The organism is Lysobacter panacisoli (assembly GCF_009765165.1).
Taxonomy (GTDB): Bacteria; Pseudomonadota; Gammaproteobacteria; order Xanthomonadales; family Xanthomonadaceae; genus Lysobacter_J; species Lysobacter_J panacisoli.
Map to the genome: position 1 here is coordinate 2610247 of NZ_VLNU01000001.1, position 17879 is coordinate 2628125.

At 69.8% G+C, this 17879-nt stretch carries 18 protein-coding genes; 4 read left to right on the forward strand and 14 right to left on the reverse strand.

Annotated features, from left to right (window positions below; genetic code table 11):
* From FOF45_RS18350 to FOF45_RS12215, 4 genes are all read right to left on the reverse strand, one after another.
* A partial coding sequence (locus FOF45_RS18350; RefSeq protein WP_233264138.1) for a hypothetical protein occupies nucleotides 1–216 on the reverse strand: 216 nt, incomplete at its 3' end.
* Between the two features lie 100 nt (nucleotides 217–316).
* Nucleotides 317–880 carry a YceI family protein gene (locus tag FOF45_RS12205; protein WP_158985242.1) on the reverse strand — a complete coding sequence of 188 codons (564 nt, stop codon included), beginning with the start codon at nucleotides 878–880 and terminating at the stop codon, nucleotides 317–319.
* A complete protein-coding gene (locus FOF45_RS12210; RefSeq protein ID WP_158985244.1) occupies nucleotides 880–1458 on the reverse strand; it encodes a cytochrome b in 579 nt (192 codons plus the stop codon). The genes FOF45_RS12205 and FOF45_RS12210 overlap by 1 nt, the downstream gene beginning before the upstream one ends.
* Entirely contained in the window at nucleotides 1455–2126 is a 672-nt protein-coding gene (locus tag FOF45_RS12215; RefSeq protein ID WP_425481958.1) for a YceI family protein, read from the reverse strand. Before FOF45_RS12215 ends, FOF45_RS12210 begins: the two co-directional genes overlap by 4 nt.
* 221 nt (nucleotides 2127–2347) lie before the next feature.
* Here FOF45_RS12215 and FOF45_RS12220 point away from each other — a divergent pair, with 221 nt between their 5' ends.
* On the forward strand, nucleotides 2348–5869 hold the full coding sequence (locus FOF45_RS12220) for a hybrid sensor histidine kinase/response regulator (protein WP_199244480.1): 3522 nt from the start codon (nucleotides 2348–2350) through the stop codon (nucleotides 5867–5869).
* A 69-nt stretch (nucleotides 5870–5938) separates the two neighbouring features.
* Here FOF45_RS12220 and hemE read toward each other — a convergent pair whose 3' ends face one another.
* The 5 genes from hemE to FOF45_RS12245 form a co-directional block, all read right to left on the reverse strand.
* A complete protein-coding gene (gene hemE / locus FOF45_RS12225; RefSeq protein ID WP_158985248.1) occupies nucleotides 5939–7012 on the reverse strand; it encodes a uroporphyrinogen decarboxylase in 1074 nt (357 codons plus the stop codon).
* Between the two features lie 114 nt (nucleotides 7013–7126).
* Nucleotides 7127–7381: a WGR domain-containing protein gene (locus FOF45_RS12230; RefSeq protein ID WP_158985250.1), complete on the reverse strand. Its 255-nt coding sequence runs from the start codon at nucleotides 7379–7381 to the stop codon at nucleotides 7127–7129.
* Nucleotides 7382–7442: 61 nt separating this feature from the next.
* Complete coding sequence (gene aroB, locus FOF45_RS12235) at nucleotides 7443–8549, reverse strand: 3-dehydroquinate synthase (RefSeq protein ID WP_158985252.1); 1107 nt, start codon at nucleotides 8547–8549, stop codon at nucleotides 7443–7445.
* On the reverse strand, nucleotides 8546–9127 hold the full coding sequence (locus FOF45_RS12240; RefSeq protein WP_158985254.1) for a shikimate kinase: 582 nt from the start codon (nucleotides 9125–9127) through the stop codon (nucleotides 8546–8548). The genes aroB and FOF45_RS12240 overlap by 4 nt, the downstream gene beginning before the upstream one ends.
* A gap of 44 nt (nucleotides 9128–9171) precedes the next feature.
* A complete protein-coding gene (locus tag FOF45_RS12245) occupies nucleotides 9172–9984 on the reverse strand; it encodes a kinase (RefSeq protein WP_158985256.1) in 813 nt (270 codons plus the stop codon).
* A gap of 17 nt (nucleotides 9985–10001) precedes the next feature.
* Between FOF45_RS12245 and pdxH the strand changes: the two genes are divergently transcribed.
* The gene (pdxH, locus tag FOF45_RS12250) at nucleotides 10002–10604 is read left to right on the forward strand and encodes a pyridoxamine 5'-phosphate oxidase (protein ID WP_158985258.1); all 603 of its coding nucleotides are present in this window, start codon (nucleotides 10002–10004) and stop codon (nucleotides 10602–10604) included.
* Nucleotides 10601–11401, forward strand: a complete 801-nt coding sequence (locus FOF45_RS12255; protein ID WP_158985260.1) for an ABC transporter substrate-binding protein — start codon at nucleotides 10601–10603, stop codon at nucleotides 11399–11401. Before pdxH ends, FOF45_RS12255 begins: the two co-directional genes overlap by 4 nt.
* Before the next feature lie 37 nt (nucleotides 11402–11438).
* Here FOF45_RS12255 and FOF45_RS12260 read toward each other — a convergent pair whose 3' ends face one another.
* On the reverse strand, nucleotides 11439–12680 hold the full coding sequence (locus FOF45_RS12260) for an endonuclease/exonuclease/phosphatase family protein (protein ID WP_158985262.1): 1242 nt from the start codon (nucleotides 12678–12680) through the stop codon (nucleotides 11439–11441).
* A 61-nt stretch (nucleotides 12681–12741) separates the two neighbouring features.
* The gene (locus FOF45_RS12265; RefSeq protein ID WP_158985264.1) at nucleotides 12742–13476 is read right to left on the reverse strand and encodes an arginyltransferase; all 735 of its coding nucleotides are present in this window, start codon (nucleotides 13474–13476) and stop codon (nucleotides 12742–12744) included.
* A 140-nt stretch (nucleotides 13477–13616) separates the two neighbouring features.
* Between FOF45_RS12265 and FOF45_RS12270 the strand changes: the two genes are divergently transcribed.
* Entirely contained in the window at nucleotides 13617–14240 is a 624-nt protein-coding gene (locus FOF45_RS12270; protein ID WP_158985266.1) for an EF-hand domain-containing protein, read from the forward strand.
* A gap of 139 nt (nucleotides 14241–14379) precedes the next feature.
* On the opposite strand, the gene FOF45_RS12275 is transcribed toward FOF45_RS12270, so the two are convergent.
* The 3 genes from FOF45_RS12275 to FOF45_RS12285 form a co-directional block, all read right to left on the reverse strand.
* Nucleotides 14380–15228, reverse strand: coding sequence for a hypothetical protein (locus FOF45_RS12275; protein ID WP_158985268.1), 849 nt, complete (start codon nucleotides 15226–15228; stop codon nucleotides 14380–14382).
* A 7-nt stretch (nucleotides 15229–15235) separates the two neighbouring features.
* Nucleotides 15236–16147 carry an acyl-CoA thioesterase II gene (gene tesB / locus FOF45_RS12280; protein ID WP_158985270.1) on the reverse strand — a complete coding sequence of 304 codons (912 nt, stop codon included), beginning with the start codon at nucleotides 16145–16147 and terminating at the stop codon, nucleotides 15236–15238.
* A gap of 114 nt (nucleotides 16148–16261) precedes the next feature.
* Nucleotides 16262–17806, reverse strand: coding sequence for an alkaline phosphatase PhoX (locus tag FOF45_RS12285; RefSeq protein WP_158985272.1), 1545 nt, complete (start codon nucleotides 17804–17806; stop codon nucleotides 16262–16264).
* Nucleotides 17807–17879: the final 73 nt, after the last annotated feature.

A 17879-nucleotide genomic window follows, 5' to 3' on the forward strand; every position in this document is an offset into this window, starting at 1 on the left:
CCGCGGCATTGCCGCGTGGCCTGCCGAACGCCCGGCCAGGATGGTCGGGCTGGGCGATCCGAAGTCATTGCGTGGCGCCAGGGATGGCAGCGGCAACATCATCGAAGCGAGTGCCCGCGGCACTGCCGCGTGGCCTGCCGAACGCCCGGCCAGGATGGTCGGGCTGGGCGATCCGAAGTCATTGCGTGGCGCCAGGGATGGCAGCGGCAACATCATCGAAGCGAGTGCCCGCGGCACTGCCGCGTGGCCTGACGAAGCCCGGCGAGGATGGCCGGGCGGGAAGATCAGAGGCCGATCACGCGATCGATCGCCGTCCTCATTTCGTCGGCGAGAACACCACCTTCGTGCTCACTGCCACTTCGTTCGGAAGCACGCTCGTGTCGGCCCAGTCACCGGTGCCGATGCCGAAATCCAGGCGCTTGACCGTGGCCTTGCCGCTCAGCACCGGCTGCGCGCCAGGCGTCCAGGTGAACGTCAGCGTCACCGGCTTGCTCACGCCGCGCAGGCTCAGTGTGCCGTCGGCCGCGTACTGGTTGCCGCCGAGGCTGCGGAACTTGCTGGACGTGAAGCGCGCCTGCGGGAACTTCGCGATGGAGAAGAAATCGGCGCCCTTCAGTGCTTCGTCGCGATCGTCGTTGGCGGTGGTCACGCCGGTGAGCGGGATCGCCACGTCCAGCTTCGACGTCGCCAGCTGCTTCGGGTCGAACGACAGCTTCGTGGTGAAGCTCGGGAACTTGCCGGTGAACACTTCGCCTTCGTACTTGCTGGCGAAGGTGAGGCTGGAACCGGCGGCCTGGACGTAATCGGCGGCGAAGGCGGGTGCGGCGACGACCAGCGACAGCGCGAACGCAGTCGTCAGCGTGGAGGACTTGATCGACATCAACGGATCTCCGAAGCGGGGGAAGTGGTGCGACGACGCGGCAACATGCGCGTGAGCGTGGCGTCGCGCTGGACGAGGTGGTGGTAGAACGCGGCGGCCGCGTGCACCAGCACGAGGGCGATGAGCGCCCAGAACAGCCATTCGTGCCAGTCGCGCACCAGCGGTTTCAGCGCCTGGCTCGGGTCGGCGAGCTTGGGCACCTTGAACAGTCCGAACCAGCGCAGTGGACGCAGGCCGCTGACCGAGTCGTACAGCCAGCCCGACAACGGCACGGCGAAAGTGAGCGCGTACAGCAGCCAGTGGGTGATGCTCGCCACGCGCTCCTGCCAGTGCGGCGTGCCCGCGACGGCGCGCGGCGCACCGGCGATGAAGCGCCACGCCAGGCGCAGCGCGACCAGCGCGAGCACGCTCAGGCCGAACGATTTGTGCAGGTCGTACACCCAGAAATAGCGCGGCGACTTGGGCAGCTCGACCATCACCAGGCCGACCACGCCCAGGCCCAGGATCAGCAGCACGATCAGCCAGTGCAGCAGCTGGCTGATGGGGCCCCAGCGGTCGTCGGTGTTCTTCAGGATCATGGCGTGGGTTCGGGCTGCGGTTCGGTGGGCGGCGCCGGTTCGGCGGGTGGTTCGTTCGTGGGCTCGGCCTGCGTGTCGGCGGGTGTTTCACCGGATGCATCAGCGCGACCGCGCACGGCCTCGGCTTCGATGCGCAGTTCGATACTGTCGCCGATGACGTTCTTCCACGCGTCGATGCCGTACTCGGCGCGGCTCAGCGTGGCGGTCGCGGAGAAGCCCGCCGTGCGGCGGAACGGCGGCAATGGATGACGTTTGAGTGCGTTGAGCACGACATCCATGCACAGCGGCCGCGTCGTTCCGCGCAGAGTGAGGTCGCCGCAGACTTTGGCGTGGTCGGCTTCGCCGGGTTCGACCGTGTGCGAGACGAAATGCGCTTCGGGATGGCGTTTGCCGTCGAGCAGGTTCGTCGCCAGCACCGCTTCGTTCCACTTCGCATCGCCCAGATCGAGACGATGGATCGGCACGCGCACGTCGAGCTTCGCGCTGCGCCAGTCGTCGCGATCGAACACGAGCGTGCCGGAGCTTCCCGACACCGTGCCCATCGCCTTGGAGAAGCCCGCATGCTCGACCGCGAACAGCACGCGCGTGTGCACCGGGTCGAGCGTGTAGGTTTCCTCTTCGGCGTGCGCCGCGAGTGGCAACAGCAACGCCAGTGCGAATGTCGCCAGCGACGGGACGCGGCGACCGGCCGCGAGGGCGGGACGGGCGAACGGCATGCGACGGCTCCTGGCGGACGGGTTGCCCGGGATTCTAGGCGCAGCCGGGTGAACGGGTCGGACGATCCCTGTAACGAACCGTTGCAGGCTCCGCCCGGACACAGTCGCACTTGCGCCCTCGGCCGCATTGGCCGAGCCTAGCGCCGGGGTTGGGGACAGGACGACGGAACGCCATGCTGGCAAGGGCAATCGTGTGGGCAGTACTGGCATGCATGCTGTCGGGGCCGGTCCGGGCGCACCTGCCGGAAACGCCGCGGCCGCGCCAGATCACCGTCGCCGACGGTCTGCCGTCCAACCGCATCAACGGCATCACCGAAGACCGCAACGGTTATCTGTGGATCGCCACCAGCGACGGGCTGGCGCGTTACAACGGCATCGGCTTCCGCGTGTGGCGCGTGGAGCAGGGACTGCGCGACAGCTTCGTATGGGCGGTGCACGTCGATGCGCGCAATCGGGTCTGGGTCGCGACCAAGACCGGCCTGGCGATGCTCGACCGCGAGCGTAAACGCTTCACCTGGCACGACCGCGCCAATACGCCCGGGATGGGCGACGACATCATCTGGACGGTGACCTCCACGCCCGATGGCGCGGTCTGGTTCGGCACGCCGTTCGGCGGACTGCATCGCCTCGACGCCGACGGCAAGGTCACCCGCTTCATGCCGCGCGAGGGCGACCCGCGCAGCCTGCCCGATGCGGAAGTCTCGCAACTGGTGGTCGCGCCCGACGGCACCTTGTGGGTCGGCACCAAGGGTGGCGTCGCGCGCTGGACCGGCCGCGACTTCGAACGCGTCCCCGAACGCGCGCTCAGTTCGCCGCTGATCAACGGCATCACCGCCGAACGCGACGGCACGCTGTGGTTCGCCACGCCGCGTGGTGTCGGCGTGCGGCGCGCGGACGGCACGTACTCGGCCACGCCGTGGCAGGACGCGGGCATGCGCGACACGATCCTGCACGTGCTGATGCGCGATCGCGGCGGCACGTACTGGTTCGACGTGCCGCAGGGGCTCGGGCGCGAGGACGACGGGCAGATGGGCATGGTGCCGCTGTACAGCAACGCCGCGCAGGGCATGGTGCGCCCGTCGTGGGTCGGTGCCTATGAGGACCGCGAGGGCGGGCTGTGGTTCGCCAGCAGCAGCAACGGCCTGTGGTACCTGCCGGGCAACTGGCGCCAGTTCGCGGTGCTCAACCGCCGCATCGACGATCCCGCTTCGCTTGCCAACGCGCACGTGCGTGCGATCGCGCCCGCATCGGACGGTGCGATGTGGCTGGTCGGCAGCGGTGGCGTGCTCGACCGGCTCGATCCCGACACCGGCCGCGTGCGCCATGTCGCCTCGGACATCGGCCACGGCCTGATCCTTGAAAGCGTGGTCGAGGATTCACACAAACGCGTATGGGTCAGTTACCGCGGCGGCCTGGCGCAAGTGGAACCCGCGAGCGGGCAGGTACGGCGCTGGAGCGAGGGCGACCGCACGGATGCGCCCCCGGCGGGCGTATCGCAACTGGTGTGGACTGCCGACGGATCGTTGTGGATCGTCACCGAGGAAGGCGACGTGCAGCGTCGCGACAAGGACGGCCATGTGCGCGACACCCTTCGCGCCGGCGATGGTCGCGGCCTTCCGCGCGACATCTTCGTCGAGGACGTCGAGCAAGGCCCGGACGGCGCGCTGTGGGTCGCCGGTTCGCGGGGACTGGTGCGATGGAATGATGCGGCCGGACGCTTCGAGCGCCTGCCGGGCGTCGACGAGGGACGCGTCGCCGCGTTCGTGGCCGACGGTCGCGGCGGGATCTGGCTGGCGCGGCTGGGACGCATCGAGGCGTACCGCTGGGATGGCGCGTCGATGCAGCGCACGCTGGAACTGACCGGCGCCGACGGCCTGCCCGCGCTGGCACCGAGCAGCCTCAACGTCGACGCGGCCGGCATCGTCTGGGCATCGAGCGTGCGCGGCCTCCTGCGCATCGATCCGGCGCGGCGTTCCACGCGCGTCTACGGCGTGCGCGATGGCCTTCCCAGCCAGGAATTCGACGGCTCGCTCGTATCGCGCCCGAGCGACGGCCACATGCTGGTCGGATCGCCGGTCGCGCTGGTGATGTTCGATCCCGCCGACGTGCGGCCCAACACGCAGGCGCCGCACCTGGTGGTGGAGAACATCGACGTGCGCCATCAGGACCGTCGCGTCGTGCTCGATCCCACGCGCTCGTTCGAACTCGCGCACGAGGACCGCGACCTGCGCATCGTCGTGCGACTGATCTCGTTCAACGACGCGCGCAACCACGTCTACCGCTTCCGCCTCGTCGGCTACGACCCGGACTGGGTGCAGGTCACGGGATCGGGCGAGCGCGTGTTCACGCAGTTGCCCTCGGGCCAGTACCGGCTGGAAATCCAGGCGCGCACGGTCGACCACGTCTGGTCGCAGGCGCGCACGATCGACTTCGCCGTCGCGCCGCCGTGGTGGCGCACCTGGGCGGCGATCATCGGGTTCGTCGGCCTCGCGGTGCTGCTCGCGTGGTGGGCCGCCGATGCGTATCGCCGTCGCCTCAAGCGGCGCCATGCGTGGCAGCTGTCCGAGCACGAGCGCGAGGTCGCCAAGGAGGCCTCGCTGGCCAAGACCCGTTTCCTCGCCACGCTCGGCCATGAAGTGCGTACGCCGATGACCGGCGTCCTGGGCATGAGCGAGCTGTTGATGGACACGCCGCTGGACGATCAGCAGCGCGGCTACGTCGATTCGATCCGTCGTGCCGGTCGGCACCTGCTGCGGCTCGTCAACGATGCGCTCGATCTGGCGCGGATCGAATCCGGACGACTGGAACTATCGTCTTCGCCGTTCGACGTGCGCGCCGTGGTCGACGAGGCCGCGTCGCTGATGGCGCCGCTGGCGCACAAGCGCGGCCTGCGTTTCCTCGTCGATGTCGCGCCCGATGCCCCGCGTGGCCTGCGTGGCGACGTCAATCGCGTCTGCCAGATCCTGCTCAACCTGCTCGGCAACGCGATCAAGTTCACCGAGGCCGGCGAAGTTGCGTTGCGCGTCGCCGCGCTGGAAACGGGCGGCGTGCGCTTCGTGGTCGAGGACACCGGGCCGGGTCTCAACGAGGAACAGCAGGCGCGCCTTTTCCGCCGTTTCGAACAGGCCGAAGGCGCGCGCACCGCCGCGCGTTATGGCGGCAGTGGCCTGGGCCTGGCGATCTGCCAGGAACTCTCCGCCGCGATGGGCGGCGGCATCCGCGTCGAAAGTGCGCCTGGCGAAGGTGCGCGCTTCATCGTCGACCTGCCCCTGGAGGCGGCCGCATCGCCGGCCGCGCACGATGGCGGCGACGCACTGCTGGCGCTGCGTGGCAAGCCGCTTTCGCTGCTGCTGGTGGAGGACGATCCGACCGTCGCCGAAGTCATCGCCGGACTGTTGCGTGCGCAGGGCCATCGCGTCGTGCACGCCGCGCACGGTCTGGCGGCGATGAGCGAGACCGCAACCGGCAACTTCGATGCCGCGTTGCTCGACCTCGACCTGCCGGGCATGGACGGCTTCGCGCTCGCGCAACAACTGCGCCGACAGGGGTTCTCGCGTCCGCTGCTGGCGATCACCGCGCGTGCCGACGCCGATGCCGAACCGCAGGCGACAGCGACGGGATTCCAGGGTTTCCTGCGCAAGCCGGTGACCGGCGCGATGCTCGCCGGCCTGCTCGAAGGCGTGCCGCGCCGATGAGCGTGCGCCGGTAAAGCGAAAGGCCGCGCAGTGCGCGGCCTTTCCGGGTGGCATCGTGTGCGTAATCGATCAGCGTGCGCTGAGCTCGTGCACCGCCTGCACCAGCGCGGCGACGTGGTCCGGGCTCATGTCGGGCGACATGCCGTGGCCGAGGTTGAACACGTGGCCTTCGCGCGAACCGCCGTTGCCGGTGGCGTAATCGTCGAGCGCGCGGCCGACTTCGCGACGGATCGCGTCGGGCTGCGCGTACAGCGTGACCGGATCGAGGTTGCCCTGCAGCGCGATCTTGCCGCCGGTGCGGCGTGCGGCGTCGCCCAGGCCCACGGTCCAGTCGATGCCGACGCCTTCCGCGCCGGTCGCGGCCAGTTCCTCCAGGTACGCGCCGTTGCCCTTGCCGAACAGGATCAGCGGCGTGTTGTCGTCGCCGCGCGGCAGCGACTGCGCGATGCGGGTGAGGTAACGCAGCGAGAACTCGCGGTACATCGACGGCGACAGCACGCCGCCCCAGGTGTCGAACACCTGCAGCGCTTGCGCGCCGGCCTGGCGCTGTGCGTCGAGGTAGGCGATCACCGCGTCGGTGACGACGTCGAGCAGGCGATGCATCGCCGCCGGATCGTTGAGCGCGAGCGACTTCACCTTGGAGAAGTTGTCGCTGCCGCCGCCTTCGATCATGTAGCAGGCCAGCGTCCACGGGCTGCCGGAGAAACCGATCAGCGGCACCGAACCGGCCAGCTCGCGACGGATCGTGCGCACCGCGTCGGTCACGTAGCGCAGTTCGCGGTCCATGTCGGGCACGGCCAGCTTCGCGATGTCCTCGTGCGTGCGCACCGGGCGCTCGAACTTCGGACCTTCGCCTTCGACGAAGTACAGGCCCAGGCCCATCGCATCGGGCACGGTGAGGATGTCGGAGAACAGGATCGCCGCATCGAGCGGGAACCGGCGCAGCGGCTGCAGCGTCACTTCGCAGGCGAGCTCGGGGTTCTTGGCCATGCCCAGGAAGCTGCCGGCGGCGGCGCGGGTGGCGCGGTACTCCGGCAGGTAGCGACCGGCCTGGCGCATCAGCCACACCGGCGTGCGGTCCACGGGCTCGCGGCGCAGGGCGCGCAGGAAACGGTCGTTCTGGAGGGGGCTGGCGGCGGTCATCGGGATCCTTCGGCGCGGGGGCGCGAAACGTGGGCGGCATTATCGCGGCGGAGGCCACCGCGGGAGCGGTGCGCGGCGCCTTGCGCGCGCACCGGACTGTTGCATGGGCAGGGCTTACTTCGGCGCGTCGGCACCCTGCACGAACATGAGCTGGAAACCGCGCTTGAGCTGCTGGTCGCGGGCCGCTTCCAGCGCGGCCATCGCGCTGGCCTGGTCGAGGAACTGCTCGCGGCGCAGCGTGCTGCGGCCGCCGATCTGTCCGCTTTCGCGCACCAGCGTCCACCCGCCGAGCAGGTCGGGTTGCAGCATGAGCTGGACGAAGCGCGGCGCTTCGCGGCCGTCGGGCCGTTGTTGCAGGAGCAGGCGCATGGCGGGCAATTGTACGTGAGCCGCGGCGGCGGCCTTCATCGGCGGGCCCGGTGGGCGAGGTTCAGCCCGCGCGCAGCACGTCCAGTACGCGTTCCTCGGCCACGCCGGCGGCCAATTTGGCCAGCCCCGCACGCTCCCACAGCACGAAGCGCAGGCCCGACGCGTCGGCCTTCTTGTCCAGGCGCATGCGTTCGAGCAGGGCCTCCGGGCGCAGTCCGGCCGGGATCGCGGTCGGCAGGCCCAACCGTTGCAGCAGGGCCTGCAGGCGCTGCGCATCGGCGGCCGGCGCGCGTCCCGTCGCGGCGGACAGGCGGGCGGCGAGGACCATGCCCACGGCCACGGCCTCGCCGTGGTTGAGCGCGTCGGAGCCCGCGCCCGAGTAGCCCTGTTCGGCCTCGATCGCATGGCCGAAGGTGTGGCCGAAGTTGAGCAGCGCACGTTCGCCGTGTTCGTAGGGATCGCGCGACACCACCTCGGCCTTGTACAGGCACGAACGCGCGATCGCCTCGGCCAGCGTCGCGTCGCGCCCTTCGAGCAGCGCGGCGGCGTTGGTTTCCAGCCACGTGAGGAAATCGACGTCGAAGATCGCACCGTACTTGACCACTTCGGCCAGGCCGGCGCGCAGTTCGCGTTCGGGCAGGGTGCGCAGCGTCGTCGTGTCGGCGACCACCGCGCGCGGCGGATGGAACGCGCCGACCAGGTTCTTGCCGGCGGGCACGTCCACCGCGGTCTTGCCGCCGACGGACGAATCCACCATCGCCAGCAACGTGGTAGGTACCTGCACGACATCGATGCCGCGCATCCAGCACGCCGCGGCGAAGCCGGCAAGATCGCCGACCACGCCACCGCCGAGCGCGACCACCGCCGCGTCGCGCGTGGCGCACAGCGAGGCGAGCGCGTCGAGGCATTCGCAGAAGCGGGCGAGGGTCTTTTCCTGCTCGCCGGCGGGCATCACGAAGCGCGACACCTGCAGCGCCGGGCGCGCGGCGCGCAGCGTCTGCTCGACGCGGTCCGCGTACAGCGGCGCGACGTTCGCGTCGCTGACGATCAGTGCGTGCTTGCCACGCAGGACGCCCGCGAACAGCGACGCCTCGGCGATCAGCCCCGGACCGATGCTGATGTCGTAGCGGGACTCGCCATCGACCTTGACCGTGCGCATCGTGCTCATGTCGGCTCCGTCTGGGTGCGGCCGGCGGCGTCCGCCGCGCTTCGCGGTGCGGGACGTTGCCAGCGGGCATCGAGTTCCTGCGCAAGCCGCGCGGCTGCCTCGGTGCTGGAATAGTCGTTGGTGTCGAACACCAGGTCGGCGACCTCCGCGTACAACGGCGCGCGTTGCGCGGCGAGGGTACGCAGCACGTCCTCGCGATCGCCGCGCGCGAGCAGCGGACGGCTGCGGTCGCGCGCGAGCCGCTCCAGCTGCTGCTCGACGCCGACGTGCAGGTGCACGACGAAGCCGCGTTCGCGCAGGAGGCGACGGTTGTCGGCGTCGAGCACCGCGCCGCCGCCGGTGGAAAGGACCAGCCCGTCGTCGCCCAGCAGCGTCGCGATCGTCGTGCGTTCGCGCGTGCGGAAGCCGCTCTCGCCCTCGCACTCGAAGATGGTGTTGATGCTGGCGCCCGCCACGCGCTCGATTTCCTTGTCCGCGTCCACCATGCGCAGGCCGAAGCGCTCCGCCAGCCAGCGGCCGACGCAGGTTTTGCCAGCGCCCATCGGGCCGACCAGGACGAGGTTGGTGGCGGGATTCATCAGACGATTGTAGCCACCCGGGTGGACGGCGGCGTGTTGCCGCGTCAGCCCCGTGGGCGCCGTTCTGCGTCCAGCGCCAGCGTCCATTCGGCGATGCCGGGCAGGTGCTGCAGCGCCTGCCGGCTCACGCGCTCGAACACCTGCACGAAACGCGCCACCTGCGCGCGGTCCATGCCGCCGCGCGTCGTGCGCGCCGCGCGCAGGGCCGTTTCCTGCTGCCAGCGCCACTCCGGCACGGTGTCGAAGCCCGGCGGTTGCAGGAACAACATGCGATCCAGCCGCGACCACAGCGCCGGATAGTCGCGGCCCAGCGCGTCGTTGCAATAGCGACGCCATGTGCCGTCGCGGTCTTCCTCGCGTTCAACCGCGTTGATCGGCTCGTCCAGTTCGGCCGGCATCTGTGGCGGCGTCTTCAGGAACCAGCCTTCGAACAGGACCAGATCCGCCGCCTCCACGCGCGGCCAGCGCGTGGGCACGCGGCGGGTGTCGGTGAGCTTGTCGAAACGCGGCACTCGCACCGGCACGCCCGTGCGCAGGGCGTCGAGCGTCTCGCACGCCAGCGTCACGTCGTGCGTGCCCGGCGGGCCGCGCGTGGCCAGCAGCGGATGCACGCGGCGGGCGAGGTTCAGGCGCTCGCGCCGGCCCAGGTAGAAATCGTCCACCGACAGCACCGCCACGCGCAGGCCGCGACCGCGCGCGAGCGCGGCGACCTGCGCCGCCAGCGTGGATTTGCCCGATCCCTGCAATCCGGCGATGGCGTAAACGCGGCTGTCGTGCGCCAGCGCATCGTCCAGCACCCGCCGGACCAGTGCATCGTCGAAACCCGGGGCAGGGGATGGGTGCGATCGCGACGGCATCGGCCCACAATAGCGCAATGGATACCCCCGACCTGCTCAGCGAAGCCCTCGCCACCTTCGACACGCTGTTCGCGGAAGCGCAGCGTGCCGGCGAGCCCGATCCCACCGCCATGACCGTGGCCACCGCCAGCCTCGACGCGCGTCCGTCGGCGCGCATCGTGTTGCTCAAGGCGCACGACACGCGCGGGTTCGTGTTCTACACGCACCTGGACGGACGCAAGGGCCGTGAACTGCAGGCCAATCCGTACGCCGCGCTGCTGTTCCACTGGCCGCGCGTGCGCGACGGCGTGCAGGTGCGGATCGAAGGTGCGGTCGAGATCGTTTCCGACGACGAGGCCGATGCGTACTTCGCTTCGCGTCCGCGCGGCAGCCAGCTCGGCGCATGGGCGTCGAAGCAGTCGGAAACGCTGGAATCGCGTGAGGCGTTCGAGGAACGGCTGGCGCACGCCGAACGGGAATTCGAAGGCCGCGACGTGGCGCGTCCCGCGCGCTGGACCGGCCTGCGCGTGCGGCCGACGACGATCGAGTTCTGGTACGGCGCCAACTACCGCCTGCACGAACGCCAGAGCTACGAACGCGACGTCGCCGGCGACTGGCATCGGCGGATGCTGTTCCCGTGACGCGCGGCCCGCGACGCATCGTCTGCCTCACCGAAGAACCCACCGAGACGTTGTACGCGCTCGGCGAGCAGGATCGCATCGTCGGCATCAGCGGTTTCACCGTACGGCCGGCGATCGCGCGTCGCGAGAAGCCCAAGGTCAGCGCGTTCACCAGCGCGAAGATCGGCGAGATCCTCAAGCTTCGCCCCGACTTCGTGGTCGGGTTTTCCGACATCCAGGCCGAGATCGCGGGCGAACTCATCCGCCACGGCGTGGAGGTGTGGATCAGCAACCACCGCAGCGTCGACGGCATCCTCGACTACATCCGTCGCCTCGGCGCGCTGGTCGGCGCCGGCGCGCGTGCCGATGCGTGGGCCGCGGAGCTGCAACGCGGGCTCGAGGACATCGCGCGCGAAGCGGCGACGTTGGCGCGCCGGCCGAAGGTTTACTTCGAGGAATGGGACGAGCCGCTGATCAGCGGCATCCAGTGGGTGGCGGAGCTGGTCCGCATCGCCGGCGGCGACGACGTGTTCCCCGAACGCGCGGCGGAATCGCTGGCGAAGCAGCGCATCCTCGAGGATCCAAGCGAAGTGGTGCGTCGCGCGCCCGACATCATCCTCGGCTCGTGGTGCGGCAAGAAGTTCCGCCCGGAAAAGGTCGCCGCACGCGAGGGCTGGGACGCGATCCCCGCCGTGCGCGATGGCGAGCTGCACGAGATCAAGTCGCCGGTGATCCTGCAGCCGGGCCCGGCTGCGTTGACCGACGGAGTGGCGGAGATCGCGAAAGTGATCCGGGGCTGGGCGGCGAAGCACGCGTAACGCGTTGCTGACTCCGCCTTGCGGAAGCGGAAGCGGCTTACTCCGCGCCCGCGTCCAGGTCCACCCACACCAGGTGATGATCGCTGCCGTCCGCGATCGCCGCTTCCGGCGTGGCGGACGACGGCCAGAACACGCCGCTGTCCTTGACCGCGAATCCCACCGACGGCAGCACGTAATCCAGTCGCATCGTGCCGGCCTTCGGGCCGAAGTCGCCGGTGGCGTGGGCGGGCGCGCCGCGATGGACGACGCCGGCGTCGGCGTACTTCTTCGCCACTTCGGCCGCACCTTCGCTGCGCGGTGTCGCCATGCGCACGACGCGCGGGTGTTCGAGCAGTTCGAGGATGGCTTCGTGGCGACCGTCGCCGTCGATCGGGTCGTTGTTGAGATCGCCGGCGATGACGAAGCGCGCGTCGGCGGCGAGCCCGCCGCAGCGGCCGCGGTCGTCGCACAGCCACGGCTTGTCGCCCGGCGAGAGGTATTCGTGCCACAGGCGGATCTCGTCCGCGTTGCGTGCGCCGTTGCGGTCCTCCGGACCGTCGAACACCGGCGGCGTCGGATGCGAGACGAGAAAATGCACGACGCCCGACGGCGTCTTCACCGGCACGTCCCAGTGCGACTTCGACGACAGCCGCAGCTGCGACCAGATCGGCGGCGCGTACCACGCCGTGCCGGTCTTCGGATCGCGCGGCTGGCGCGCATCGGGGAGTGCGCTCCACTTCAGCAGCTGGAAGGTGCGCACCTGCGCGGCGTCGATCGGGAACTTCGACAGCACGAGCATGCCGTACTGGCCGGGATGCAGGCCGTAGCCCCAGGCATCGTTGCCGCGATTGCGTCCATCGCCGCCCGCGCTGCCGTTGCGGTCCAGGTCCAGTCCGCTGGGCACGCCGGTGTTCACCGGCGCGAGGTAGCGGTACGGATACCGCAACGGATCGCCGCCGCCGGGCTGGGCGACGCCGAGGTAGTACTGCTGGAACAGATCCGCCGCGCGGCCGTCCGCGTCGTAGTCGAACTCGTTGAGCAGCACCAGGTCCGGACGCACGCGTTGCAGGACGGACGCGATCTTGCGTGCGCCGGGGTCGCCACCTTCGAGGCGGCGCACCAGGCCGCCGGTCGCGTCGTCGAACAGCGAGGTGTTGTAGGTCGCCACGCGCAGCGTCGTGCTCGCCCCGCTGCTCATCGAGCGCACCCATGCTTCGGGATCGCCCTTGACGTTGACCTGGGTGCAGGCGGCGAGGAGCACCGCGAGCGATGCGGAAACGATCGGGAGGAATCTGGACATCGCGCGATTCTGTCACGGCCTCGCGCGATGCGGATGACAGGACGTGGCGGTCGCGGTGGGCTCAGGGCAGGTCGTGCCATTGGCGCCCATCGAAGGCCTCCAGAGGACGGAAGCGGCGCTTGTAGTCCATCTTCGGATGGCCTTCGATCCAATAGCCGAGATAGACGTGGCGACGCCGTTCGCGGCGTGCCCATTCCAGCTGGCGCAGGATCGCCAGTGTGCCCAGCCCGCGGTGGGCTTCGTCCGGATCGTAGAAGGTGTACACGGCCGAGAGCGCGGTCTCGGTGCAGTCGGTGACGGCGACCGCGAGCAGTTTGCCCGGGCCTTGCGGCGAGGGATCGCGCAGTTCGAGGAAGCGGCCTTCGCTCCAGCTGCCGATCAGGAACTGGTCGAACTCCGACGCGCCATGTCCGTCCATGCCGCCACCGGCGTGGCGCGAGGCGAGGTAGCGGCGGTACAGGGCGAGCTGTTCGGCCGTGCGCTGCGTGGGCAGCACGCGCATCTCCACGTGCGCGTTGCGCGCGAGGCAACGGCGCTGGCTGCGGTCGGGTTCGAAGCGGTCGACCGGAATGCGCACCGCCACGCACGCGCGGCAGTTGGCGCAATGCGGGCGGTAGACGATGTCGCCGGAGCGGCGGAAGCCCCAGCCCAGCGCGTGCGGATACCAGTGGCGCAGGCGCGGGTCGCGCGGATCGAGCACCAGGTCGCGGGCCGATCGGTCCGGCCAGTAGCCGCACGCGTGTTCCCCCGTGTGGAACAGGCGGAGATCGTCGCTGTCCTGCGGTTCGGTGCCCATGCCCGGAGCATAGCGCCGCCGCACGTGAGGGGAACGCTGTCGCCAGACTGAACGCGGCCGGCCGTACGTCAACCGTCGCGGTGCCGGGACGTTGTTGTGGTCATCGGCGCCGCCCGGTGCCGCCCGCAGGAGTCGTATCCATGAATCGCAACACCCTTTCCGCACTGCTCGCCACCGCCGTCGCCGCGGTCGTCGCCGGTACCGCGCTGGCCGCACCGCAGGCCGGGGACGCACCGCGACCGAAGCTGGACGTCAACAACGACGGCGCCGTCGATCGCAGCGAGGCCGCCGCGCATCCGCGTCTGGCGGCGAAGTTCGACGAGCTCGACCGCAACAAGGACGGCCGTCTCGACGCGTCCGAACGCCCGCACCGCAAGGGCCACGGCCACCGTGGTGGGCACGGTGGCATGGGCGGCGTGGTCGCGGCCGACAAGGACGGCGACGGTCGCATCAGCCGCAGCGAAGCCGTGGGCCTGGAGCGGATCGCCACGTCCTTCGACCAGATCGACGCCAACCGCGACGGCTACATCGTCCGCAGCGAGCTGACGAAGTACCACGACCGCATGCGCCCGCAGCGCGAGGCCGAGCGTGCCAAGCGCGCGGAAGAGCGCTTCGCCGCCGCCGACCTCAACAAGGACGGCAAGCTCAGCCGGGTCGAGGTCAGCGAGAAGATGCCGCGCCTGGAGAAGGCCTTCGCCTTCATGGACGAGGACCGCGACGGCTTCCTGACCCGCGACGATCTGAAGCCTTCGATGCATCCCTGAACTTTGTCCGGGTCGCGCGGTCCATAGGATCGAGCGACCACGGACAGGTTCCACGGTTCAGCCCGTGCCGGTTTCTCCCCGGCACGGGCTTTTTCTTTGTGGGGCGGAGAATCCGGGCGGCGGGGCGGCGCCCGCCGCGTCACATCGCCACGTGCCTGACCGTGCGCACGACCTGCCAGCCGCCCTCGGTCTGTTTCACTTCCAGCGTCTTGTACGACGCCGACATGCGGTGGTGGTAGGCCGTGTAGTCGACGAGGCCGGTGACCAGGCCGCTCTCCTCGTCGCGCGACTGCGGACGGAAGGCGTTCACGTCGATCATCAGCGCGGGCCGGCCGGAGGCGCGATGCGAGCTGCCGACGTCCTCGTTGGCGGTGCGCACGCACTGCGACGCCGGCACGACCTGGCGCTTGTCGTCCTTGATCGCCTGCTGCATCGCCTGCGCCAGTTCGGGCGAGACGTCCTGGCCGTCGATCGACAGGCACAGCACGTCGATGCGCGCGCGCGGCAGTTCCTGCGCGAACACCGTCGCGGCGAGCGATTGCGGGATCGCCGCCGGCGAGCCGTCGAGCGGATGCGTCTTCAGCGCTTCGGTCGGGATGTCGAGCTTCACCGCGTGCATGATCGCCAAGCCGCCGATCACGACGATGCCGGCTATCAGCAGAAGCTTGATGCGCAACATGCGCGTGTTCTTCGCCGACTTGGCCGGGCTCTCGCTGTCGAGGCGGAAGCTCGGGCCGGCGAAGCTCTCGCGCGTGGTTTCCAGCAGACCGGCCTCGCGCAGGATCTCGCGCGCACGCGTGCTGTCTTCCGAACGCACCACCCACACCGCCGGCTTCGGCCCGGCTTCGTCGCTGTAGCTGAAAGTGCCGCGACGACCGCCCTTGTACGAACGGCCGTTGGTGATGCGCACCTCGATGTCGGCGTCGCGCAGCATCTGCGCGACGGACTCGACGTTTTCCAGGCGCTGGCTGCTGAAGACCTGTCTCATCGCAGCGTCATTCCTTCGCCGGCACGTGTGCCGCGGCCGCTGCGTCCTTGACCACGCGGATCAGGCCTTCCTGCGCGGTGCTGGCGACGAGCCGGCCACTGCGATCGAAGATCTGTCCGCGCGCGAGGCCGCGACCGCCCTGCACGCTGGGGCTGTCGATCGAGTACAGCAGCCAGTCGTCGGCGCGGAACGGACGATGGAACCACAGCGCGTGGTCGAGCGAGGCCATCTGCACGTTCGGCTGGTAGTAGCTGATGCCGTGCGGGAAAGTGGCCGTACCGAGCAGGTGGAAGTCGGAGGCGTAGGCAAGCAGGGCGCGATGCAGTTCCGGCGCATCGCCGACGCGCTCGGACAGGCGGAACCAGAACTGCTGGTACGGCGGGCGCTTGGGCGGGTTGAGTTCGTCGCGCGGGTACACGTGGCGGAACTCGAACGGCCCTTTGCGCGAAAGCCAGCGCTGGATCTTGATCGGCAGCGTCGCCATCACGTGCTCGGGCACCGCCAGTGCGGGTTCGATGTCCTCGGGCTTGGGCACTTCGGGCATCGACAGCTGGTGTTCGACACCGTCCTCTTCCTGCTGGAACGAGGCGGCCATGAAGAAGATCACTTCGCCATGCTGGATCGCGGTGACGCGGCGCACCGAGAAGCTGCCGCCGTCGCGGGTGCGGTCGATCTGGTAGACGATCGGCGCGGCGATATCGCCGGCGCGGAGGAAGTACGCGTGCAGCGAATGCGCGCCGCGCGGTTCCTTCATCGTCGCCTGCGCGGCCGACAGGGCCTGGCCCAGCACCTGGCCACCGAACACGTACTTGGTGCCGATGTCGCGGCTCTGTCCGCGGAAGAGGTTGTCTTCCAGGCGCTCGAGCGAGAGCAGTTCGACCAGTTCGTGGACGACTTGCTCGGAAGCGGGGGCGGTCATGCGATGCGCTCGTGGGATTCGAGCGCGAAGTATAGCGGGCGGGGTGGGGCGGCCCGGTGTCGGGCGCTGCCCCTCTCCCATGCGGGAGAGGGGCAGCCAGCGGGACTGTGCCGCTTAGAGGTGACCGCGCTCCCACGGACCGGTGATCGCGAAGGTGATGCCCGGCGTCTGGATGTTGACGAACAGCGTGCGGCTCCACGGATCCCAGCAGGCGCCGCAGAATTCGGACTCGCGGTAGTCGCCTTCCTCGATGGTCTTGCCCGCGTTCGCGATCTGGGTCGAGGTGAGTTCGATGTTGTTCTTGCAGAAGTAGAACGACTCGCCGCGTCGGGTCAGGCCGATCAGGCGCGCGCCGGGGCCGTATTCGTCCGGGCTTTCGCCACCGTCCTCGCACAGCAATACGCCGCCGCGCGCGCTGACGGTGATGTTGTCCGGGTTGTGCGCGGCCAGCTGGTTGCCGCTGACGAACAACGCACGGATGCGCTGCGTGGCCAGGTCCAGCACCCACACCGACCCGTTGCCACGACCGCGACGCCCCTGCGCGTCCACGCCGGTGCTCGTGTCGACGATGAACATGCGGCCCGAGCTGTGCCAGATGCCTTCACCACGGCTCATGCGCAGTGCGCCGGAACTCCACGCCTGCGCGAACGGACCGCTGAGCGTCTCGCCGGCGGAAATGTCGGGAAAGCCGGCCGGCGCGGCGATGCTGTCGAGATCCGGATCGGGAACGTCGACCCAGTCCAGCGCGTATTCGTCGCCGATGGCGGCGACGGTGAGGTCGGCGTTGGGGCGACCGCGCACGCGCGCGGCCTGCAGGCGGCCGCCGTGTTCGAGCGAGCCATAGCGTCCCGCACGATCGCTGGGAATGAAACGGTAGAGCGCGGACTTGTTGCGGTCGTCCTCGGTGAGATAGACGATCCCGGTGCGCGGATCGATCGCCACGGCCTCGTGGCTGAAACGACCCAGTCCCACCAGCGGCCGGCCGCTGGTGCGTTCGGCATCGGCGTGTACTTCGAACACGTAGCCGTGCTTCTTGCCGGCGCTCGACACCGCGTCGCTCTTGATCTCCTCGCAGCTTAGCCACGAGCCCCACGGCGTCGGGCCGCCGGCGCAATTCACCACCGTGCCGCCGAGGCTGGCTTCGATGTCGTGCCATTCGCCATTGCGGAACGTGAGCGTGGTCGTGCCGCCGCCGGCAAACTGGCCGCCGCCGAGATCGCCGCTGTCGTACACGCCGGGCGCGTTGATCGGCGTGGCCGCGCCACGTTCGTGGTTGCGGATCAGGACCAGCTCATGGCCGTGTCCATAGCCGTTTCCGTGATGATCGCGCGGACCGCGACCGGGCTTGCGGACCGACACCACCGCCATGCCGTCGTGGCGATCGGGGCAGGGCAGGCCGTCGCTCATGCGGTCGCCGCTCCAGCCGAAGGAGCGGTAGCTGAAGCCGCGCGGCAATTGCAGCAGCGGCAGCCCGGTGCTGCGGTCGGCGACGGGGGCGAGGACGCCGTAGCGGCTGGGGATGGGGGCGAGGCGGGTGGGGTCGCCGGCGGCGAGCGCCTGGCGCGTGTACAACGCGCTGAGGCTGCCGATGGCACCCACCGCCATCGCGGCGGCACTGCCTTTCAGGACCTGGCGGCGGGAGGGATCGAACGCATCCATCTGTATCTCCTGCGGGGCTGGGGGAAGCCCGAACGCTAGGAGCGCGGCATGGCCGGAAGATGACACCCGCGCG

What these genes read in the sequence shown, in the direction of transcription:
- FOF45_RS12260 (WP_158985262.1), bottom strand. Translation starts at nt 12,680, where the DNA reads ATGTCCAGATTCCTCCCGATCGTTTCCGCATCGCTCGCGGTGCTCCTC.
- FOF45_RS12205 (WP_158985242.1), bottom strand. Translation starts at nt 880, where the DNA reads ATGTCGATCAAGTCCTCCACGCTGACGACTGCGTTCGCGCTGTCGCTG.
- FOF45_RS12210 (WP_158985244.1), bottom strand. Translation starts at nt 1,458, where the DNA reads ATGATCCTGAAGAACACCGACGACCGCTGGGGCCCCATCAGCCAGCTG.
- FOF45_RS12275 (WP_158985268.1), bottom strand. Translation starts at nt 15,228, where the DNA reads ATGAGACAGGTCTTCAGCAGCCAGCGCCTGGAAAACGTCGAGTCCGTC.
- FOF45_RS12240 (WP_158985254.1), bottom strand. Translation starts at nt 9,127, where the DNA reads ATGAATCCCGCCACCAACCTCGTCCTGGTCGGCCCGATGGGCGCTGGC.
- FOF45_RS12220 (WP_199244480.1), top strand. Translation starts at nt 2,348, where the DNA reads ATGCTGGCAAGGGCAATCGTGTGGGCAGTACTGGCATGCATGCTGTCG.
- hemE (WP_158985248.1), bottom strand. Translation starts at nt 7,012, where the DNA reads ATGACCGCCGCCAGCCCCCTCCAGAACGACCGTTTCCTGCGCGCCCTG.
- FOF45_RS12230 (WP_158985250.1), bottom strand. Translation starts at nt 7,381, where the DNA reads ATGCGCCTGCTCCTGCAACAACGGCCCGACGGCCGCGAAGCGCCGCGC.
- FOF45_RS12270 (WP_158985266.1), top strand. Translation starts at nt 13,617, where the DNA reads ATGAATCGCAACACCCTTTCCGCACTGCTCGCCACCGCCGTCGCCGCG.
- tesB (WP_158985270.1), bottom strand. Translation starts at nt 16,147, where the DNA reads ATGACCGCCCCCGCTTCCGAGCAAGTCGTCCACGAACTGGTCGAACTG.
- aroB (WP_158985252.1), bottom strand. Translation starts at nt 8,549, where the DNA reads ATGAGCACGATGCGCACGGTCAAGGTCGATGGCGAGTCCCGCTACGAC.
- pdxH (WP_158985258.1), top strand. Translation starts at nt 10,002, where the DNA reads ATGGATACCCCCGACCTGCTCAGCGAAGCCCTCGCCACCTTCGACACG.
- FOF45_RS12265 (WP_158985264.1), bottom strand. Translation starts at nt 13,476, where the DNA reads ATGGGCACCGAACCGCAGGACAGCGACGATCTCCGCCTGTTCCACACG.
- FOF45_RS12285 (WP_158985272.1), bottom strand. Translation starts at nt 17,806, where the DNA reads ATGGATGCGTTCGATCCCTCCCGCCGCCAGGTCCTGAAAGGCAGTGCC.
- FOF45_RS12245 (WP_158985256.1), bottom strand. Translation starts at nt 9,984, where the DNA reads ATGCCGTCGCGATCGCACCCATCCCCTGCCCCGGGTTTCGACGATGCA.